Source organism: Streptomyces sp. NPDC001787, from assembly GCF_040297465.1.
GTDB lineage: Bacteria > Actinomycetota > Actinomycetes > Streptomycetales > Streptomycetaceae > Streptomyces.
On the sequence record NZ_JBEOZE010000001.1, the window covers coordinates 105,571 to 121,320 of the forward strand.

Annotated in this window: 16 protein-coding genes and 1 tRNA gene; 10 read left to right on the top strand and 7 right to left on the bottom strand. The window is 70.4% G+C overall.

Features of this window, described 5'->3' with window-relative positions; translation table 11 throughout:
• Positions 1-284: 284 nt before the first annotated feature.
• The 6 genes from ABT170_RS00430 to ABT170_RS00455 all read left to right on the top strand — a co-directional run bounded on the left by ABT170_RS00430 (position 285) and on the right by ABT170_RS00455 (position 5,130).
• Positions 285-722 carry a DUF3052 domain-containing protein gene (locus ABT170_RS00430; protein WP_266930372.1) on the top strand — a complete coding sequence of 146 codons (438 nt, stop codon included), beginning with the start codon at positions 285-287 and terminating at the stop codon, positions 720-722.
• A 146-nt stretch (positions 723-868) separates the two neighbouring features.
• Positions 869-1,327, top strand: coding sequence for a peroxiredoxin (locus ABT170_RS00435; RefSeq protein WP_266930370.1), 459 nt, complete (start codon positions 869-871; stop codon positions 1,325-1,327).
• 223 nt (positions 1,328-1,550) lie between these two features.
• Positions 1,551-2,126: a TerD family protein gene (locus tag ABT170_RS00440; RefSeq protein WP_266930369.1), complete on the top strand. Its 576-nt coding sequence runs from the start codon at positions 1,551-1,553 to the stop codon at positions 2,124-2,126.
• Between the two features lie 238 nt (positions 2,127-2,364).
• A complete protein-coding gene (locus ABT170_RS00445; protein ID WP_329943392.1) occupies positions 2,365-2,940 on the top strand; it encodes a TerD family protein in 576 nt (191 codons plus the stop codon).
• A gap of 70 nt (positions 2,941-3,010) precedes the next feature.
• Entirely contained in the window at positions 3,011-4,162 is a 1,152-nt protein-coding gene (locus ABT170_RS00450) for a DUF475 domain-containing protein (protein WP_329943391.1), read from the top strand.
• 233 nt (positions 4,163-4,395) lie between these two features.
• A complete protein-coding gene (locus tag ABT170_RS00455; protein WP_329943390.1) occupies positions 4,396-5,130 on the top strand; it encodes a TerD family protein in 735 nt (244 codons plus the stop codon).
• Between the two features lie 57 nt (positions 5,131-5,187).
• Here the strand turns inward: ABT170_RS00455 and ABT170_RS00460 are convergent, their stop codons facing one another.
• The gene (locus tag ABT170_RS00460) at positions 5,188-6,237 is read right to left on the bottom strand and encodes a TerD family protein (protein WP_502970450.1); all 1,050 of its coding nucleotides are present in this window, start codon (positions 6,235-6,237) and stop codon (positions 5,188-5,190) included.
• 222 nt (positions 6,238-6,459) lie between these two features.
• On the opposite strand from ABT170_RS00460, the gene ABT170_RS00465 reads away from it, so the two are divergent.
• The 3 genes from ABT170_RS00465 to ABT170_RS00475 are packed head-to-tail and all read left to right on the top strand — an operon-like array spanning position 6,460 to position 11,088.
• Complete coding sequence (locus ABT170_RS00465) at positions 6,460-7,623, top strand: HpcH/HpaI aldolase/citrate lyase family protein (protein WP_329943388.1); 1,164 nt, start codon at positions 6,460-6,462, stop codon at positions 7,621-7,623.
• 10 nt (positions 7,624-7,633) lie between these two features.
• Positions 7,634-10,246: a phosphoribosyltransferase gene (locus ABT170_RS00470; protein WP_351863195.1), complete on the top strand. Its 2,613-nt coding sequence runs from the start codon at positions 7,634-7,636 to the stop codon at positions 10,244-10,246.
• Positions 10,243-11,088, top strand: coding sequence for an HAD family hydrolase (locus ABT170_RS00475; protein ID WP_351863197.1), 846 nt, complete (start codon positions 10,243-10,245; stop codon positions 11,086-11,088). Before ABT170_RS00470 ends, ABT170_RS00475 begins: the two co-directional genes overlap by 4 nt.
• Positions 11,089-11,110: 22 nt before the next feature.
• Here the strand turns inward: ABT170_RS00475 and ABT170_RS00480 are convergent, their stop codons facing one another.
• The 4 genes from ABT170_RS00480 to ABT170_RS00495 all read right to left on the bottom strand — a co-directional run bounded on the left by ABT170_RS00480 (position 11,111) and on the right by ABT170_RS00495 (position 14,620).
• Positions 11,111-11,329 (bottom strand): FmdB family zinc ribbon protein, encoded by a 219-nt coding sequence (locus tag ABT170_RS00480; protein ID WP_351863199.1) that lies wholly within the window; start codon positions 11,327-11,329, stop codon positions 11,111-11,113.
• A 76-nt stretch (positions 11,330-11,405) separates the two neighbouring features.
• Positions 11,406-11,984: a DUF4383 domain-containing protein gene (locus ABT170_RS00485; RefSeq protein ID WP_329943384.1), complete on the bottom strand. Its 579-nt coding sequence runs from the start codon at positions 11,982-11,984 to the stop codon at positions 11,406-11,408.
• A gap of 441 nt (positions 11,985-12,425) precedes the next feature.
• The gene (locus ABT170_RS00490) at positions 12,426-13,802 is read right to left on the bottom strand and encodes a coiled-coil domain-containing protein (RefSeq protein ID WP_266930351.1); all 1,377 of its coding nucleotides are present in this window, start codon (positions 13,800-13,802) and stop codon (positions 12,426-12,428) included.
• A 71-nt stretch (positions 13,803-13,873) separates the two neighbouring features.
• Positions 13,874-14,620, bottom strand: coding sequence for a DUF4097 family beta strand repeat-containing protein (locus tag ABT170_RS00495; RefSeq protein WP_329943383.1), 747 nt, complete (start codon positions 14,618-14,620; stop codon positions 13,874-13,876).
• A 340-nt stretch (positions 14,621-14,960) separates the two neighbouring features.
• Between ABT170_RS00495 and ABT170_RS00500 the strand changes: the two genes are divergently transcribed.
• Positions 14,961-15,032, top strand: a tRNA-Val gene (locus ABT170_RS00500).
• A 208-nt stretch (positions 15,033-15,240) separates the two neighbouring features.
• Here ABT170_RS00500 and ABT170_RS00505 read toward each other — a convergent pair.
• Together ABT170_RS00505 and ABT170_RS00510 are read right to left on the bottom strand one after the other, a co-directional pair.
• Positions 15,241-15,531, bottom strand: coding sequence for a hypothetical protein (locus ABT170_RS00505; protein WP_351863202.1), 291 nt, complete (start codon positions 15,529-15,531; stop codon positions 15,241-15,243).
• Entirely contained in the window at positions 15,528-15,713 is a 186-nt protein-coding gene (locus ABT170_RS00510) for a hypothetical protein (RefSeq protein ID WP_351863204.1), read from the bottom strand. The genes ABT170_RS00505 and ABT170_RS00510 overlap by 4 nt, the downstream gene beginning before the upstream one ends.
• Between the last annotated feature and the right edge of the window lie 37 nt (positions 15,714-15,750).

Genomic DNA, 15,750 nt, shown 5'->3' on the forward strand with positions numbered 1-15,750 from the left:
GCAACCATACGCCCAAGCCGTCCAAGCGTTCCCAAAGGCTGTTCGGCTCCGAATGCCGGATCGAAACGGCATAAGCTGAGGAAGGACGTATACGGATTGGGCGACATCGAAGGCCCCGCGGGAGACCGCCCGGAGTTGCGGCGACGTGGCAGGGAACGTCACCGTTTAGGCGGTCTCGGACGCTGGGTACTTGCGCGATTCGCCGAGCCCGTGTGGACTACGGCCAACGCCCCGCGCACGCGCGTGGCTGAAGCATTTTCCGAAACATGATCAGGAGGCAACCCGTGAGCGCGACCGCGGACCACGCGGAGGAGCGGACCAACCCGGCTGCACGCCTGGGGTTCGAGCCCGGACAAGTGGTCCAGGAGATCGGCTACGACGACGACGTCGAGCTGGAGCTCCGTGAGGGCATTGAGGCCACTACCGGCCAGGATCTCGTCGACGAGGAGTACGACGACGTCGCAGACGTCGTCCTGCTCTGGTTCCGCGACGAGGACGGCGACCTTACGGACGCGCTGGTGGATGCCATTGGTCTGCTCGAGGACGGCGGTACGGTCTGGCTGATGACGCCGAAGACCGGCCGTGACGGATACGTCGAACCGAGCGACATCAATGAGGCTGCCCAGACAGCCGGCCTCGCTCAGACCAAGAGCATCAGTGCGGGCAAGGACTGGACGGGCAGCCGTCTGGTCACCCCCAAGGGGGCCAAGGGCAAGCGCTGACCCGCTCTCTCATCACCCGGGGCCCCCGGCGGCGATCACGCCCCCGGGGGCCTTCGTACGTGCCGGCGCCCCGCCCATGCGTAGGGTGGGTGCCACCCGGACGGCCCAGTCCGGTCAAGCGGTGACGTAGCGAAGGGACGCGTTCCATGGCGATCGAGGTCGGCACCCAGGCCCCGGATTTCGAGCTGAAGGACAACCACGGCCGGACCGTGAGGCTCTCGGACTTCCGGGGCGAGAAGAACGTGGTGCTGCTGTTCTACCCGTTCGCCTTCACCGGCGTCTGCACGGGTGAGCTGTGCGCGCTCCGCGACGAGCTGCCGCAGTTCGAGAACGACGACACCCAGCTCCTCGCCGTCTCCAACGACTCCATCCACACCCTGCGGGTCTTCGCCGAGCAGGAGGGCCTGGAGTACCCGCTGGTCTCCGACTTCTGGCCGCACGGCGCGACCTCGCGGGCCTACGGCGTCTTCGACGAGGAGAAGGGCTGCGCGGTGCGCGGCACCTTCATCATCGACAAGGAGGGCGTCGTCCGCTGGACCGTGGTCAACGGTCTGCCCGACGCACGCGACCTCAAGGACTACATCACGGCGCTCGCGGCGATCTGATCCCGGAACCGCGGCGACCGGAGCCCCGGATCCGGGGCTCCGGTCCCGGAACGGTGGGGCTCCGGTCCCGTGAATCGTGAGGCTCCGGTCCCGGAATCGCGACGCCCGGCCAAAAGCCTGTTTTGGCAGGGAACCGGTCACTAGGATCCAATCGTTGATCCGATACCAACGCACGACGGGGACGCTGGTGTCTGCCGGCCCCTGAAAACCTATGGGAGGACTCGTGGGAGTCAGCCTCAGCAAGGGCGGCAACGTCTCGCTGACCAAGGCCGCGCCCAACCTGACCGCGGTCATCGTCGGTCTGGGCTGGGATGCCCGTACCACCACCGGTGGTGACTTCGACCTCGACGCCAGCGCCCTGCTGACGAACGCCGAGGGCAAGGTCGGAAACGACGGGAATTTCGTTTTCTTCAACAACCTCAAGAGCCCCGACGGTTCCGTCGAGCACACCGGTGACAACCTCACCGGTGAGGGCGAGGGTGACGACGAGGTCGTCAAGGTGAACCTGGCCGGTGTGCCGGCCGATGTGGACAAGATCGTCTTCCCGGTCTCGATCTACGAGGCCGAGAGCCGTCAGCAGAGCTTCGGACAGGTGCGCAACGCGTACATCCGCGTGGTCAACCAGGCCGACAACACGGAGCTGGCGCGCTACGACCTGAGCGAGGACGCCTCGACCGAGACCGCCATGGTCTTCGGCGAGCTGTACCGCAACGGGGCGGAGTGGAAGTTCCGCGCCATCGGCCAGGGCTACGCCTCGGGTCTGCGCGGCATCGCGCAGGACTTCGGCGTCAACGTCTGACCGACGCCCGGTGACAGCTCCGCCGCAGCGCTGAGCCGCCATCAGCACCATCCGTCCGGCGCCGCACGATGTGTGCGGCGCCGGACGTGCTCAACAGGGCGCACGCGTGCCCGTTCCGGGCGCTCACGCCGCTCCTGCACGGGCGCCGCTCACGCGCTCGTGAACCGGGGCGCGCACGCGCCCTCGCCGGGCGTCCGAGCGTCCGGCGACATCGTCCAACGACTCGGGGAGGACACACATGGGCGTCACGCTCGCCAAGGGAGGCAATGTCTCCCTCTCCAAGGCCGCTCCCAACCTCACCCAGGTGCTGATCGGGCTCGGCTGGGACGCACGGTCCACCACCGGAGCCGACTTCGACCTCGACGCCAGCGCGCTGCTGTGCCAGTCGGGACGGGTGCTCGGCGACGAGTGGTTCGTCTTCTACAACAACCTCACCAGTCCGGACGGCTCCGTGGAGCACACCGGTGACAACCTCACGGGTGAGGGCGACGGCGACGACGAGTCGGTCATCGTGCACCTCGACCAGGTACCCGCCCACTGCGACAAGATCATCTTCCCGGTCTCGATCCATGAGGCGGACAATCGCGGACAGACCTTCGGGCAGGTCAGCAATGCCTTCATTCGCGTGGTGAATCAGGCGGACGGCCAGGAACTGGCGCGCTACGACCTGAGCGAGGACGCCTCGACGGAGACCGCGATGATCTTCGGCGAGCTCTACCGGTACAACGGCGAGTGGAAATTCCGTGCAGTGGGGCAGGGGTACGCGTCGGGCCTGAGAGGTATCGCTCTAGACTTCGGGGTCAACGTTTCGTAAAACCGCGCACGGCGCGGGGGAGCCCCGTACACACCGGGGGAGACCCTTACATAACACGATGGGGTAGCCAGTGGTTCTGAAAACCTTCGGCTGGTCGTTCGCGGTCACCGCGATCGGTCTGGTCGCAGCGGCGTTCTACGGGGGGTGGCAGGCATTCGGCATTGTGGCGATCCTGTCGGTCCTGGAGATCTCGCTGTCCTTCGACAACGCGGTGATCAACGCCGGAATCCTGAAGAAGATGAATGCCTTCTGGCAGAAGATCTTCCTCACGGTGGGTGTGCTCATCGCGGTCTTCGGTATGCGGCTGGTCTTCCCCGTCGTGATCGTGGCCGTCAGTGCGCAGCTCGGTCCGATCGAGGCGATCGATCTTTCCTTCAACGACCCTGACAGGTACAAGGAACTGGTCACGGACGCGCATCCGTCGATCGCCGCCTTCGGTGGCATGTTCCTTCTCATGATCTTCCTCGACTTCATTTTCGAGGACCGTGACATCCAGTGGCTGCGCTGGATCGAGCGCCCGCTCGCCAAGCTCGGCAAGGTCGACATGCTGTCGGTCTGCATCGCGCTGATCGTGCTGCTGATCACGGCGCTGACGTTCGCGACCCATGCCCACCAGCACGGCGGCGGGCACGTCGACAAGGCGTCGACCGTCATGCTCTCCGGTATCGCGGGTCTGATCACTTACCTCGTGGTCGGCGGTCTCTCCGGCTTCTTCGAGAACAAGCTCGAAGAGGAGGAGGAGCGCGAGCACGAGGCCGAGGAAGAGGCCAAGAAGGCGGGCAAGTCCGTCTCCGCGGTCGGCCTCGCGGGCAAGGCCGCGTTCTTCATGTTCCTCTACCTGGAGGTCCTGGACGCGTCCTTCTCCTTCGACGGTGTCATCGGCGCCTTCGCCATCACCAACGAGATCGTGCTGATGGCCCTCGGCCTCGGTATCGGCGCCATGTACGTCCGTTCGCTCACCGTGTACCTGGTCCGCGAGGGCACGCTGGACGACTACGTCTACCTGGAGCACGGCGCCCACTACGCCATCGGCGCGCTGGCCGCCATCCTGCTCGTCACCATCCAGTACGAGATCAACGAGTTCATCACCGGCTCCGTCGGCGTCGTACTGATCGGCTGGTCCTTCTGGTCCTCGGTCCGCCGCAACAAGGCGCTCGCCGCGGCCGGCGGCGACGGGGGCGACAGCTCCGGTTCCAAGGCGGAAGTCTCCTCCGGGGTGTGACCCGGTAGGTATTGAGGAACGCTCTCTGCGGGGCGGCCCACACGGCGACGGCTCTCCGGCGAAATCCGGACCCGGCCCGGTGGCCGCCCCGCGGTCATGTGCCCCGGTGACCGCCGTGCGCCCCGCGGTGGCGTGGGGACCGCGGGGGACCGCAGGGGCAGCAGGCACAGCAGGGGTACGTGCGGGGGGCGGGGCCGGGCACCGGCCGCGCCACAAATCACTTGGGGGTTGGGATGGGCTTCTTCGACGGCGTGTGGCCGGGGCGCGCAGCACAGTTCGAGTCGGGCAATTCCGCGACGAGTTCCATCGTGCTCTCCAAGCGGAACGCCACGGTCTCGCTGAACAAACAGGGCGCGCTCTCCGGCAACCTCCGGGTGAACCTGTCCTGGCGGATGCGGAGCTCGGACTTCTCCGGCAGGTCGGGCGAGAGCGGCTCGCTGCTGCGCCCGTTCAAGCTCTTCAAGCCCGATGTGGTCCAGGCGCACACCCAGGGCATGGTCAACGTCGACCTGGACCTCGGGTGCATGTACGAACTCACGGACGGCACCAAGGGCGTCGTGCAGCCCCTGGGCAACCTGATAGGCGATCTGAACGCCCCGCCGTACATCAGACTCAGCGGCGACGACCGCTTCGGGGCGCCGTCCGGGGAGACGGTCTACGTCAATCTCGACCAGCGCGACCAGATCAAGCGGCTGCTGTTCTTCGTCTACATCTACGACCAGACGCCCGCGTTCGACCGTACGCACGCCAAGGTGACGCTCTACCCGGGCAACGGCCCGCGGATCGAGATCGAGCTGGACGAGCGCGCCCCGCAGGCCCGCTCCTGCGCCGTGTTCACGGTGGAGAACATCAAGGACGAGCTCATCGTGCGGCGCGAGGTGAAGTTCGTCTACGGGTTCCAGTCGGAGCTGGACCGGATGTACGGCTTCGGGATGCAGTGGGGGCGCGGCTACAAAACCCGGACCTGAGCACCGGTGCCGACCGGCGGCCGGATACGCGGTCCGGGTGCGCAGCGGCCCGGCGGCTCAGGAACGGATGAACTGCGGGCCCTGCGGGGGCAGCGTGAAGTGCGGGTCCGGTGCGTGCGCGGCGGCTGCCGCCGGCTGCGGATAGCCGTATCCGGAGGGGGCGGCAGCGGGTTCGGGCTGCGGGTATCCGTATCCGGGCGCCGCGGTGGCGGGCTCGGGCTGCGGATAGCCGTATCCGGGCGCCGCGGTGGCGGGCTCGGGCTGCGGATAGCCGTACGCGGGCGGGGCGGAAGCCGGTCCGGGCTGCGGGTAGCCGTACGCGGGCGGGGCGGAAGCCGGTCCGGGCTGCGGGTAGCCGTACGCGGGCGGGGCCGAGACGGGCTGTGGGTAGCCGTACGAGGGCTGGTGGTGCTGGACCGTGGCATGGGCGTCGGGGCCGAGCGGGTGGGCCGTGTGCGGCCCGTGTGCGGCCTCCCCGGGGGCGGCCGTCTGCGCCTGCCCCTCGGGCTGAGCCTGCGCCTGTGCTTGTGTCGCGGCGTCGGCCCGGCCCTGTGCCTGCGCCTCCGACTCGTCGACCGAGATCCCGAAGGCGGTGGCGAGCCCGATCAGACCGGTCGGATACCCCTGCCCGACCGCCCGGAACTTCCAGCCCTCCCCGCGCCGGTAGAGCTCGCCGCAGATGATGGCGGTCTCCTCCCCGGTCTCCGCCCTGACATCGAACACGGCCAGCGGCTCACCGTCCGCGAGGGCTGCGTCGAACAGCAGAATCCGCAGATCCCGGACCTGCTGGAAGGCCGCGCCGTCGGAGGAGGCGGCGATGACCACCTGGTCCACCGAGGGATCGAGCGCGCTCAGATCCGCCTCGATCGTGTCGGTCAGACCATCGGCGACGCTGCGCTTGGGCAGCCGCCGCACCAGACCGGAGGGATGCCGGGGCTGGTTGTAGAAGACGAAGTCCTCGTCGGAGCGCACACGGCCGGATACCCCCAGCAGCAGGGCGGAGGCATCCACATCCGGAACCCCGGCCCCCGGGGTCCAGCGCAGCACGGCCCGTACGGCCATGGCGTCGAGGGGGACGTTCGAGCCCTTCAGCATCGCGTGCGTCATGCCCGTCATCCTGCCTGCTGGGCGCCCGTGCGGACAACGCGGGGGGCACAAATCCATGGGCCCGGCGGAGCCCGGGAGAGGCGTGACGATACCTGCCGGCGGAGGGGGGCAATGGGCGGGTAACCGGAAATTCATGCACATGGGGAACTGTTGACACCCGTCCATACGTACTATTACCGGCCATACATTCGTCCGGCCGGTCAGGCAGTTCGGGGGAAACCAATGCGTCATTTCGGGCATATCTCGCCCGCTGTCCGAGAGGGCCTGTTCCTCCGGGAGCCGTGCGAATTCAGCGCGGACTCGCCCGCCCGGCTGCTCTCGGTCGCCCTGGGGGCCACGCTCTACTCTCCGGCCACCCGGCCCGCGCTCGCCGACGATGTGATCAAACAGGCCCGGCGCGGCGTCGTCTCCATGGTGCTTTGCCTGGAGGATTCGATAAACGACGCCGAGGTGGCCGATGCCGAGGTGAACCTCGTCACCCAGTTCGCGGTGCTCGCCGAGGCGGCCGACCAGCTTCCGCTGCTCTTCATCCGGGTCCGCGAACCGGGGCAGATCACCGACCTGGTCGATCGGCTCGGCGCCTCGGTCCGCATGTTGTCCGGATTCGTACTTCCGAAGTTCACGGAGGAACGCGGCGCGCTTTTCCTGGAAGCCCTCGCCGCCGCGGAGGCGGCCTGCGGGCAGCGGCTGTTCGCGATGCCGGTTCTCGAATCTCCCGAGCTGCTGCATCTGGAGACCCGGAGCGAGACCCTGCACGGAATCGCCCGTTCCGTGGACAAGTACCGCGACCGGGTCCTCGCCCTGCGGCTCGGCGTCACCGACTTCTGCTCGGCCTACGGTCTGCGCCGGGCGCCCGACATGACGGCGTACGACGTCCAGATCGTCAGCGCCGTCATCGGCGATGTCGTCAATGTCCTGGGCCGGGCGGACGGCACCGGCTTCACGATCACCGGACCGGTGTGGGAGTACTTCCGCGTCCAGGAGCGCATGTTCAAACCGCAGCTCCGCCGCAGCCCCTTCCTGGAGGGCCGCGCCGAGGAACTGCGTACGGCACTCATCGAGCACGACCTGGACGGCCTGCTGCGCGAGATCGGGCTCGACCGGGCCAACGGGCTGCTCGGCAAGACCTGCATCCACCCCTCGCACGTGGCGCCCGTGCACGCGCTGTCGGTGGTCAGTCACGAGGAGTTCAGCGACGCCGAGGACATCCTGCGGCCGGAGAGCGGCGGCGGGGGCGTACTGCGTTCCGCGTACACGAACAAGATGAACGAAGTGAAGCCGCACCGGGCCTGGGCCGAGCGGACACTGCTGCGGGCCGAGGTCTTCGGTGTGGCGAAGGAAGACGTCGGTTTCGTGGAACTGCTGGCCGCCGGGCCGGCGAACTGAGCGTGCGTCGATGAGCGAGCGCGCGACGGGAGAAGAGACCGTGGACGTGGTGTGGTCGGGCAGTTGGGTTGCCGAGCGACTGGGAGTCGAGCTGATCGGCGACCGGGAGCTCCCGGAGATGCTGGGCCTCGCCCTGCGCCGCAACCCCAAGCGGGCGCATCTGCTCGTGTCGAACGTGCTGGGCAAGCATGTGCCGCAGCGGCCCTCGGTGGTGTACGGCGCCGGGGTCGAGCTGGGCGAGCGGGTACGTGCGCTCCTGGGTGACGCCGAGGCCGGCCGCGCGGTCGTCCTCGGCTACGCGGAGACGGCCACCGGCCTCGGCCACGCCGTCGCGGACGGCCTCGGGGCCGCCCCGTACCTGCACTCGACGCGGCGCCCGGTGGCGGGAGTGGCCAGGGCGGGCGGATTCGAGGAGTCCCACTCGCACGCCACGTCGCACCTGCTGCTGCCGGAGGACGGGACACTGCTGGCGGCCCCCGGCGCCGGGGGCGCCCCCGCGCCGCTGGTCCTGGTCGACGACGAGTTCTCGACCGGCAACACCGTGCTCAACACCATTCGCATGCTCCATGAGCTGTACCCCCGCGAGCGGTACGTCGTTGTGGCCCTGGTGGACATGCGCTCGCCCGAGGACCACGACCGGCTGACCACGTTCGCCGCCGAGATCGGCGCCCGCGTGGACCTGGTGGCGCGGAACTCGGGGACGGTCGGCCTGCCTGACGGAGTCCTGGCACGCGGGCAGGCGCTGGTGGCGGAGCAGGAGGCGGCGGAGGCGGCCGGGACGGTGATGGAGGCGGAGGCCGCCTCGGCGTCGGGTTCGGCTGCGGCGCCGGCCCCGGCGTCGGGGTCAGCTGCGGCTGCGGCTGCGGCTTCGGGTTCGGCTCCGGCTTCGGCTTCGGCCCCGGCGACAGACCCCGTGGCCCCGGCGCCCGCACCCTGCACCCGGATAGCGCTGGACTGGCCCACCGGCGTCCCGGACGGCGGCCGGCACGGCTTCACCCCCGCTCACCGGGCGCTCCTGGAACCGGCCCTCCCCGGCATGGCGGCAGGGATCGCCGACGCGCTGGGCGACGCCCGACGCGTACTGGTCCTCGGCTTCGAGGAGCTGATGTACGCGCCGCTGCGCCTCGGCACCGCGCTGGAGGCGCTCACCGACGCCGAGGTGCGCTACTCGACCACGACCCGCTCACCCGTCCTGGCCGTGGACGACCCCGGATACGCGATACGGAGCCGGCTGGTCTTCCCGGCCCACGACAACCCCGCGGATGGCCCCGGCGACCGGTACGCGTACAACGTCGCGGGAGCCGGCTTCGACGCCGTCGTGGCAGTCGTCGACTCCACCGCCGACACCCCCGAACTGCACGCCCCCGACGGTCTGCTCGCCCGGCTGGCGGCCCACACCGGCCGGGTGCTGCTCGCGGTCGTTCCCTCGTACATCCCCTCACGCGCCCCCGCGCACGCCCCCGACCGGCAGGAACCCCCCATGCTGCCCGAGCCCCTGCGTGGCCCCGACTTCTCCTCCTACGCGGCAGCCGACGTCGGCTGGCTGCTCCAGGACCTCTCGGACACGGAGCTGGAGGCGCCCACCGAGGAGCGCGAGGAGGCGATACAGAGCGGTGGCGCGCACTACGCCGAGTCGCTGCCCGTGGAGTACCAGCCCAGCCCCGAGTACCAGGCCCTGTTCCAGGCGGCCCTGGACACCTCGGCCGCACGCATCGCCCGAGCGGTCGGCACCGTCACCGAGACGGTCCTCGCCGAGCGCGGCCCACGCCCGGTGCTCGTCTCCCTGGCCCGCGCCGGTACGCCGGTCGGCGTCCTGATGCGCCGCTGGGCCCAGCACCGGCACGGGCTCGACCTGCCGCACTACGCCGTCTCCATCGTGCGCGGCCGGGGCATCGACGCCAACGCCCTGCGTTGGCTGGCCGCCCACCACGACCCGGCCGACGTCGTTTTCGTCGACGGCTGGACCGGAAAGGGCGCCATCACCCGCGAACTGGCCGCGGCGCTCGCCGGGTTCGAGGGCTTCGACCCCGAGATCGCGGTCCTGGCCGACCCGGGCGGCTGTGTGCGCACCTACGGCACGCGCGAGGACTTCCTCATCCCGTCCGCCTGCCTCAACTCCACGGTCTCCGGCCTGATCTCCCGTACGGTGCTGCGCGCCGACCTGGTCGGCCCCCACGACTTCCACGGCGCCAAGTTCTACCGGGAGCTGGCCGGCTCCGATGTGTCCGGCCACTTCCTCGACACGGTCGCCGCCCGCTTCGACGAGGTCGCGGACGAGGTCGACGCAGAGGTCAAGGAACTCCTCGCGGCGGACCGGGCACCCACCTGGGAGGGCTGGGAAGCCGTCGAGCGCATCAGCGAGGAGTACGGCATCCACGACGTCAACCTGGTCAAGCCGGGCGTCGGCGAGACCACGCGCGTACTGCTGCGCCGGGTCCCGTGGAAGATCCTCGCCCGGCGCGGCGCGGGCGCCGACCTCGAACACATCCGGCTGCTCGCCGAACAGCGCGGCGTCCCGGTCGAGGAGGTCGACGAGCTCCCGTACACCTGCGTGGGCCTGATCCACCCCCGGTACACCAAGGGCGCGACCGGCGCGGACGGCCGGGCGGTGACGGAGAAGTGACCACCCCCACGACGCTGGTCGCCAGCGACCTCGACCGCACCCTCATCTACTCCGCCGGAGCCCTCCACCTCACGATGCCGGACGCCGAGGCGCCCAGGCTGCTCTGCGTGGAGGTGTACGACCACAAGCCCCTGTCGTACGTGACGGAGACGGCGGCCGGGCTCCTCGACGATGTGGCCCGCTCGACGGTCTTCGTACCGACCACCACCCGCACCCGCGAGCAGTACCACCGCGTCCGGCTGCCCGGCCCGGCCCCGCGCTACGCCATCTGCGCCAACGGCGGACACCTGCTGGTCGACGGGGTCTCCGACCCGGACTGGCAGGCACAGGTGGCCGGACGGCTGGCCGAGGAGTGTGCCCCGCTCGCCGAGGTCCGGGCCCACCTCGTCGCGGCGGCCGACCCGGCGTGGCTGCTGAAGGAGCGGGTCGCCGAGGACCTCTTCGCCTACCTCGTCGTCGAACGCGCGCTGCTGCCCGAGGGCTGGGTGAAGGAACTGGCCCGATGGGCGGACAGCCGGGGCTGGACCGTCTCGCTCCAGGGCCGGAAGATCTACGCTGTCCCCGGGCCCCTCACCAAGAGCGCCGCGATGCGGGAGGTCGCCCGCCGCTGCGGCGCCACGCTCACCCTCGCCGCCGGCGACTCACTCCTGGACGCCGACCTGCTGCTGGCCGCCGACCGCGCCTGGCGCCCCGGCCACGGCGAACTCGCCGACAGCGGCTGGAGCGCCCCGCACGTGGACGTACTCGACGAGCGCGGCATCGCGGCGGGCGAGGAGATCCTGCGCCGCTTCCTGGGCGCGGCGCGGCCGGCGGACCCCGGCGCTCAGGGCGTGCCGGGGTAGTCCCGCCGTACGCGTCCGGGGGTCAGCCGCAGCACCCGCCGCCGCAGCAGCCACCGCCGCCACCGCCTCCGCCACCGGACGCGGAAGGCGCGGCGGAACCGCCCACGGCTACGGCGGAGAGCAGCTTCACGGTGTCATCGTGCCCGGCCGGGCAGGCGGCGGGGTCGGAGGACTCGGCCATCGGACGGCTGAGTTCGAACGTGTCTCCGCAGGTGCGGCAGCGGAATTCATAGCGAGGCATGGCCCCAGGCTAAAGCCAACGCCGGTACGGGGCTACGCCCGAACCGGCCCGGACGGCGCGTCCCCGGGCACCGCCCCTACTTCCGGGCCTCGGGCATGACCAGGGGCGGGCGCCTGAGGCGTGCCTCGTGGGCGGCCTGCTCCGGATGGCGGGCGCGCCAGTAGGGGTTGTCGTGCGGCAGTCCGCCGCTGACCCTCCCGTACATCCCGAAGAACATCAGCATCACGCCGACCACAAAGCTGAACAGCACGTTCTGGATGCGGAACGCGAGGAAGTTCAGCCCGGTGTCCAGGAGCGCGAGGTTCACGAACCCGCTGAGGATGAAGGCGATGCCCAGGACCATGTTGAGGGTCGAGGCGAAGTTGCCGCCGATGACCATCCCGGCGAAGAGCAGCAGCCCGACGCAGATGGACAGCACGCTGAGCGCGCCATTGGTGTTGAGGCCCGCGACCGTGTCGCCGCCGGTGTCGAAGAAGCCGACCTTGTCGATCAGCCCGAGGATGCCGAAGGCGAGCAGCACCAGCCCGGTCAGCCCCGCGCCGATCCGGTAGACCTGGCTGAGCCGGTGGTCGACCGGCAGATGCTCGTCGAGCCGGGTGCCGGTGCGGCGCCGAACGGAATGCGCCCGCCCCGGATGAGGTGCGTGTATGGCCATGTCGCGCTCCTTCGGCCTCCATGAAGCCGGGTACTTCCAGGATCGGCCACGCAGGGAAACGGTACAAATCGGCTACCGGGTGCCGGGTGTCAGGTGCTGGCTACCGGGTGCTGGGCCGGGGCCGGGGCCGGGGGAGGGGCGGGTCGGGGCCCGGCGGGCCAGGGCGGGCGGGGCCGGGCCGGGGATGGGCCCGGCGGGCCAAGGCGGGCGGGCTGCACAGCCGAGCAACCGCCCGGCCACGGAACGCGCTCGGCCACCACGCAACCCGCTCGGCCAAGCAACCGCTCGGCCAAGCAACCGCCCGGCCACGGAACGTGCTCGGCCAAGCAACCACTCGGCCAAGGAACCCGCTAGGCCACCACGCAACCCCGCTAGGCCACCACGCAACCCCGCTCGGCATGCGACCGCACTGCCCGCCGAGACCGGCCTCCGCTCAGCCGCTCAACCGCCGGCGCCGCGCTCCTCGCGGATCTCGGAGACGACCCGGGCTGCCGTCTGCCGCACGGCTTCGGTCTCGGTCAGAAAGTGCCAGTAGTCGGGGTGACGCCCCTCAAGGCCACCGATCGCACGCTCCAGGCGTGCCACGGCGTCGTCCAGCGGCCGGGCGTGACGCGGATCGGGTGTGTTGCGCCCGGCCATGGCCAGCCGCTGGGCGTCCCGGACGGCGAACCGGGTCCGCTGGATCTCCTGCTGCGGGTCCTTGGCCACGGCGTCCAGCCGCTGCAACCGGTCACCGGCGGCGGACACCGCCTCATCGGTCGCGTTGAGCAGGGCCCGGACCGTGCTCAGCCGGGAGGTGGCATCGGCCCAATGCTGCTCCTCGCGGGCCTTCGCGGCCTCCGCGAGCTTCTCCTCGGCCTGCCGGACGTTCACCGAGGCCTGCTCGGGGACGGGCTGGAGGTCCTGCCAGCAGGCGGCCGTGAACCGTCGGCGCAACTCGCTGAGCACCGGCTCGACCGACCCCGCGCGGGTGGTCAGGGCCTGGGCGCGGGTGCGCAGCGACACCAGCCGCCGGTCGATCTCGGCGGCCCGCTCCGGCAGCCGCTCGGCCTCGGCACGTACCGCCTCCGCGTCACGCAGCACCGTGTCGGCCCGCTGGAGCGTCTCCGCCACACCGTGCCGGCCGGCGCCCTGGTTGAGCTTGGTCAGCTCCGGGGCGAGGGCCGCCAGCCGGGTCGCGAGGTCGTCCGCCCGCAACCCCGAAGCGCGTACCGCGTCCAGGGCGTTGCTCGCACCGAGCAGCGCCTGCCGGGCACGTTCCACGGCGGGCGCGAGCCGGGCGAGCTGGGTCTCCGCACTGCCGAGCAGGGTGCCCAGCCCCTGGGCGAAACGGTCCAGCTCGCCCTTGACCCGTACGAGGTCGTCCTTGGCCCGGGTCAGCTCGGTGCGGGCACGGGCGGCGACGGACGGCTCCAGATCGTCCCGGTCGAGGTCGTGCGCGTCGACGGCGGTGATGTACGCGTGGCTGACCTCGTCGATACGACGTCCCAGGGCGGCGAAGTCCTCCGCCGCCTTGCGCCCGCGCGAGGAACTGTCGACGGCGGTGATCGTCTCGATGGAGATCTGGAGATCGCGCTGAGCGGTGTCCAGCTCGTAGAAGGCCTCGGCGGCGGCGTCCTTCGCCGCCTGGGCGTCGGCGCGCTGATTCTCCCCGCGCCCGCCGAACCAGCGGCGCGTACCGCCACCGGCGAACGACGCGGGCAGCGCGGCGGCGACGAGGGGCACCGGCAGCAGCATCAGCGCCAGTACGTCCCGGAATCCCTGGACGGCGGAACTCCCACCCGCTCTCGCCTGCGGCCGCGCGTGTGTCGCCGTCACATCCCTCTCCCGTGCCGTTTCGCCCTGCCCGGTACATTCTCCCACCAGGTAAGGACGAACACACGGGCCGGTTAGTTCGCGCTTCGCACGGTGACTTGTCCGTTGTCGGTGCGGACCTTCACCACATGGGTGCTGGTGTCGCTGCGCGGTACGTCCACGGAGACCCTGCCGTTGTCGGTCGTGGCGTCCACGGCGTAGGCCCGGTCTCCCGCAGGCAGGCCGATGGTGACGCCTCCGTTGTCGCTCACGGAGTCCACCAGATCCGGCACACCGCTGAACTCCAGCCGGACCGATCCGCTGTCCGACCGGGTGATCACGGACGTGGCGGAGATCCTCTCCGCCACGATGGACCCGTTGTCGCTGCCGAGCTTCAGCGGCCCGCGGGCATCCCGGACGACGACTCCGCCGTTGTCGGATGAGAGTTCAAGCGGAGTGGCGAACCCGGAGGCGCTGACCCGCCCGTTGTCCGCGTCCACCTTCACGGTCACATCGCGAGGCACCTTCACCCGATGCCGGGACACACAGTCGCTGCTCACGGCATCGCAGGTCACCCCGAGCGTCAGGGTGTCGCCCTTCATCCTCCAGACGGGATCTGGCCCGCTCCCCAGCATCACCCACCCGTCGACCTGCCGCTCCACCTCCACCCGCCGCACATCGGCGGGTACGAGCTCGACACTGGAGTTCTCGGCCGTGATGGTCAGCGTCCTGCCCTTGAGCGCGAACGACTTCCGCTCGACCGGGGCCTCGTCGAGATCCGGACTCCCGCAGGCGCTGAGCACCGCGGCAAGCAGGACGACCCCACCGGCCACGACGAACACCCGCCCCAGAACAGCCCCACGGGACCGAGATCCCGCACGGCCCCCGGGGGCGCCCCTGCCGCCCCTGTCACTCCTGCCGCCACTGCCGGAACCGGTACGGAATGCCACGATGATCGTTCCCCCAGGATGATGCCGCCGAGCGCTGCTGCCCGAAGCGGCGCTGCTGCCGGTGCGGCCTCCACCGTAGGCACCGCCACCACCGCCGAGAATCCGGACGGCCACCGTCTCCGGGGTGGGGCTATCCCCCCGTCGCCCGGGTACGGCGTCGCCTCTGGGGCCCGGTGGGCAGAACCGTTTGTGAGCAGGGGCCCCGAGCCATGTACGCTGTTGCCTCATCCACGGGTGCGTAGCTCAGGGGTAGAGCGCTGCTCTTACAAAGCAGATGTCGGCGGTTCGAAACCGTCCGCGCCCACAGCGGTAAATAGCAGGTGAGAGCCTGTTTTGGCCCCTCAGTCGTGATCGGCTGAGGGGCCTTCTCGTGATCAGGGTCCACTCGGAATCCACACCCTCAGGGGCCGACATCCCCAGCCGCTCGTTCGATGGACGGGTGCCGTGCCCATGGCGCACAGGCCACTGGGCAGTCCGGGGCATGCACGCCTCCCCGCGCGCCGTGTTGTCGGTCAGGTGTGGCAGGGGCACGCGCAGTCAGCCCGTCGGCAGTGGGTGTGACCATCCGTCAGATGGGGTAGTCGGGCCGCGCGGCAGGGTGGGCTGTGGGTGTCACCGCGTAGCTCCTCGGCGTGGGCCAGCAGGTCGTCCAGTCGGGACTCCGCAGCCGCGGCCTGGGCGAGTTCGGTGTTCGTGATCGGGTCTCCGTGCCACAGGAGCGTGACGCCGTGCTCGGGGCAGCGGGCCATGGTGTCGGTCTCGACGGGGAACGGGTGAACTCCGTCGCGGTGGTGGCAGTTCACCGGGTGCCCTTCTGCGCTCCGTGGCAGACGCAGGCGCAGTGCAGGCGCTCCGTGACGGCCCCGCCCACGACGATCGCGCGATTGCCGGGGCACCACTGATGCTCTTCGGGCCAGGACCTGTCGGTGGCGACCCGGCACTCCGGCGACAGGTACCCGGGAAACTGCACGGTGGCGGTCTTCACCGGGCCACCCTCCGACCCGCACACGCCAGCGCGTCCA